The sequence below is a fragment of the Rhodococcus sp. NPDC057014 genome (assembly GCF_042673295.1).
In the GTDB taxonomy this organism is placed as follows: domain Bacteria; phylum Actinomycetota; class Actinomycetes; order Mycobacteriales; family Mycobacteriaceae; genus Rhodococcus_F.
The window spans coordinates 1-2,926 of record NZ_JBHUSF010000554.1; the positions used below are offsets into that span (position 1 = coordinate 1).

General features: G+C 68.2%; 4 protein-coding genes. 1 reads left to right on the forward strand and 3 read right to left on the reverse strand.

Annotated elements, in window-relative coordinates; all coding sequences use genetic code 11:
• The 3 genes from ACFTZB_RS44655 to pnuC all read right to left on the reverse strand — a co-directional run.
• Window positions 1-744: NUDIX domain-containing protein (locus ACFTZB_RS44655; protein WP_378442288.1), on the reverse strand; the 744-nt coding region annotated here is incomplete at its 3' end.
• Between the two features lie 2 nt (window positions 745-746).
• Entirely contained in the window at window positions 747-1,832 is a 1,086-nt protein-coding gene (locus ACFTZB_RS44660) for an AAA family ATPase (protein ID WP_378442295.1), read from the reverse strand.
• A 5-nt stretch (window positions 1,833-1,837) separates the two neighbouring features.
• Window positions 1,838-2,479, reverse strand: coding sequence for a nicotinamide riboside transporter PnuC (gene pnuC, locus ACFTZB_RS44665; protein ID WP_378442290.1), 642 nt, complete (start codon window positions 2,477-2,479; stop codon window positions 1,838-1,840).
• Between the two features lie 149 nt (window positions 2,480-2,628).
• Between pnuC and ACFTZB_RS44670 the strand changes: the two genes are divergently transcribed.
• On the forward strand, window positions 2,629-2,926 hold a 298-nt coding region (locus ACFTZB_RS44670; protein ID WP_378442292.1), incomplete at its 3' end, for an acyl-CoA dehydrogenase family protein.

Here is a 2,926-nt window from a genome sequence, read left to right on the forward strand (position 1 = left end):
GCTCCCCCACCCGGTTTTACTTTTTACCCGCCGGCGGTTAAAATGAACACACGGGCGGGGGATCGGCGGGTGCAGGGTGGTGGCGTCGCCCGGCCGGTACAGCTGGGCGCGCCTGCCGCCCGTCGATGCGGCGTCGGCAACGCCCTCGACGGGTTCGACGAATCCGCGGGTCCCCAGAACCTTGCGGCGGAAGTTCGCGCGATCCCACGTCACGTCCCACACGGCCTCGTACACCGTCTGGAGGTCCCGGATCGAGAACGGTGACTCCACGAAATGAGTTGCCAAAGTGGTGTATTCGAGTTTCGACCGCACCCGCTCGACGGCGTCCGTGAGGATCTGCGCGTGGTCGAACGCCAGCGACTCGCGGGACGCGTCCTCGACCGGCACCCAGTAGGCGTCGGCGGCGTCGGAACCGGCCGACGGCTCCGGCAGATTCGGCGCGAACGCCACGAACACCACCGACACGACACGCATGCGCGGGTCGCGGCCCGGCTCGCTGTACGTCGCCAACTGTTCGAGGTGACCGGGAAAGCTGTCGAGTCCGGTCTCCTCCGCCAGCTCGCGTCGCGCCGCGACCTCCGCTGATTCGTCCGCGTGAACGAAACCGCCGGGCAGCGCGGGCATCCCCTGAAACGGTTCCCCGCCCCGCCGGACCAGCAGGACCGACAGCGCGGGGCCGCGCAGTGTGAACATCGCGAGATCGACGGTCACGGCGAACGGTGGGTAGTCGGTTGCGTCGTACACTGTCAGCCTCCCAGTGGTGCGGCGAACGTCGATCGGTGGGCGAGTGCCTGTTCAGTGACCTGCGTCGCGAGGTCGAGGCGCTCTGCCCGGCTCCCGGTCAGCATCACCCACGACCGTCCGGCGGCGGTGAGTGCGTCGACGAACCACTCCGTCATCTCCTCCCGGACCGACTCTCCGTCACGCAACCCATCCTGCACGAAGGGGACACCGACATGGTCGGTAATGAGGTACAGGGCGTGGCGACCCGGTCGGTGGTCGTGCGCCCGGGTGCTGTCGGGGCCGAGGTAGCGCCGCTCCCACACGGTGGTCGCCTCTGCGTCGGTGTCGCAGATCGTCAGGGGCGACCCCGACCGCGCGGCCGCCTCTTCCCACTCGTTCTGGATGCGGGCGATGTCGGCGAAATCCTGCCCTGTCCAGACGAGGTCGTCGACGCCGGCGGACGCGTCGGTGGCGCGGACTCTCGCCAGCTTGTCGGCGGTTGCCGTGCGACCGTATTCGGGAACCCAGTGTGTGCGCCGCCAGATCCCGCCGCGGGCGCGGAAGCGTTGCGCCAGTGCGTGACTGATGGTGGTGGTGCCGGTGGATTCTGCGCCGAGCACCACGATCCGGGTGGTGAGCAGTGCCCGCGCGGGCGCGTCCAGGTGTTCCCAGGTGCCGGCGAGGTCGTTTCGACAGGCAGTTCCGGAAATCGGGAACCGGACGCGCTCGGGGTCGACGGGGACGTGGACGGCGTCGAACCAGCGGGCGAGTTCGTCTCCGTACTTCTCGCTCGACACGACGACGTCGACGGCGATGCCGGTGGCCTGGCGTACCGCGGCGCGCATGCACGCCACCTGCGCGGCCCAGACGGGTCGCGACGCCAGGTCCATCGGGGCGTCGCACGCGATGCCGGTCACGGTCACCGTGCGGTCCCGCGCATGCGACTCGGCGAGGCAGGACACTCTGTCCGCCAGGGGAATCGACTCGACCCGGGACGCCATCACCACCACCGTCACCCGGGTGGCGACCTTCGCGGCCTCCCGGATCAGCAGGTGATGCCCGGCGTGCGGGGGATAGAATTTTCCGATCACGAGGGCGTGGTCGTGCATTGCGGTCACTTGCCCGCGGTCGTCGCGAGGGCGGGGAGTCCCGAAGTCCTGCGCCACTCGACGAGGCCGCGGACGCAGAGCGCGAGGAATCCGACGTACAGCAGGGCCGTCAGAGTCAGACCCTTGTGCAGGTAGAGCGGGACGTAGACGAGATCGGCCGCAATCCACAGCAGCCACGATTCCCAGCGCTTGTTCACCTGCCCCCAGGTGGCCAGCAACGAGAGGGCAGTGGTGACGGCGTCCCAGAACGGGACCGTGGACGACGTCGCCGTGTGCAGGAGCACGGTCAGGGCGGCGGTGCCGACGATCCCGGTGCCGGCGAGCCACCTCCACTCCTCCAACGATGTCCCGGTGACGGGCAACGGGTTGCCTGCGCGTCCCCGGATCCATCGGATCCACCCGGCCACGGCGAGCGCGATGTAGACCAGTTGGAGGGCCGAGTCGGCGAAGAGTCCGGCTGCGTAGAACAGCAGGATCCAGACCAGGTTGTTCGCGATTCCGATCGGCCAGTTCCAGGCGGACTGCCGGGCGACGAGCCAGACGCACACCGCGCCCGACGCGAAACCGAGCACTTCGGCCCAGCTCGTCGTCGTCCCGAACGACGTCACCGCGGCCGAGTTGAGCCAGTCGACGAGTAGTGCGATCACGGGAACTCCTTGTAGTCGTAGTGACTACAAAACGGTATCACTGATGTGGTCACGGTGACTACAACTGGGGATGTCGTGGTGTCCCGCGGGAGGTGGGGGTACCGTCGGGACCAGAACATGAATCCGACCTCGAGTGCGAAGGAAGTCCGATGAATCTGGCCTTGACCGACGAGGAGCTGGCGTTCCGCGACGAGATGCGAACGTTCTTCACCACGCAGATTCCGGCGGAGATCCGCGAGCGGTATGCGCGAGGCGAAGTAGTGGGGAAGGAAGGCTTCATCGAGTCTCAGCGGATTCTGAACGCCAACGGGCTCGCGACGCCGCACTGGCCCGTCGAGTGGGGCGGCCGCGACTGGACGCCGGTGCAGAAGCACATCTGGCTCGACGAGCTGCAGCTCGCGTCGGTGCCCGAGCCGCTCGCGTTCAACACCGGCATGGTCGGCCCCG

What these genes read in the sequence shown, in the direction of transcription:
- ACFTZB_RS44660 (WP_378442295.1), bottom strand. Translation starts at nt 1,832, where the DNA reads ATGCACGACCACGCCCTCGTGATCGGAAAATTCTATCCCCCGCACGCC.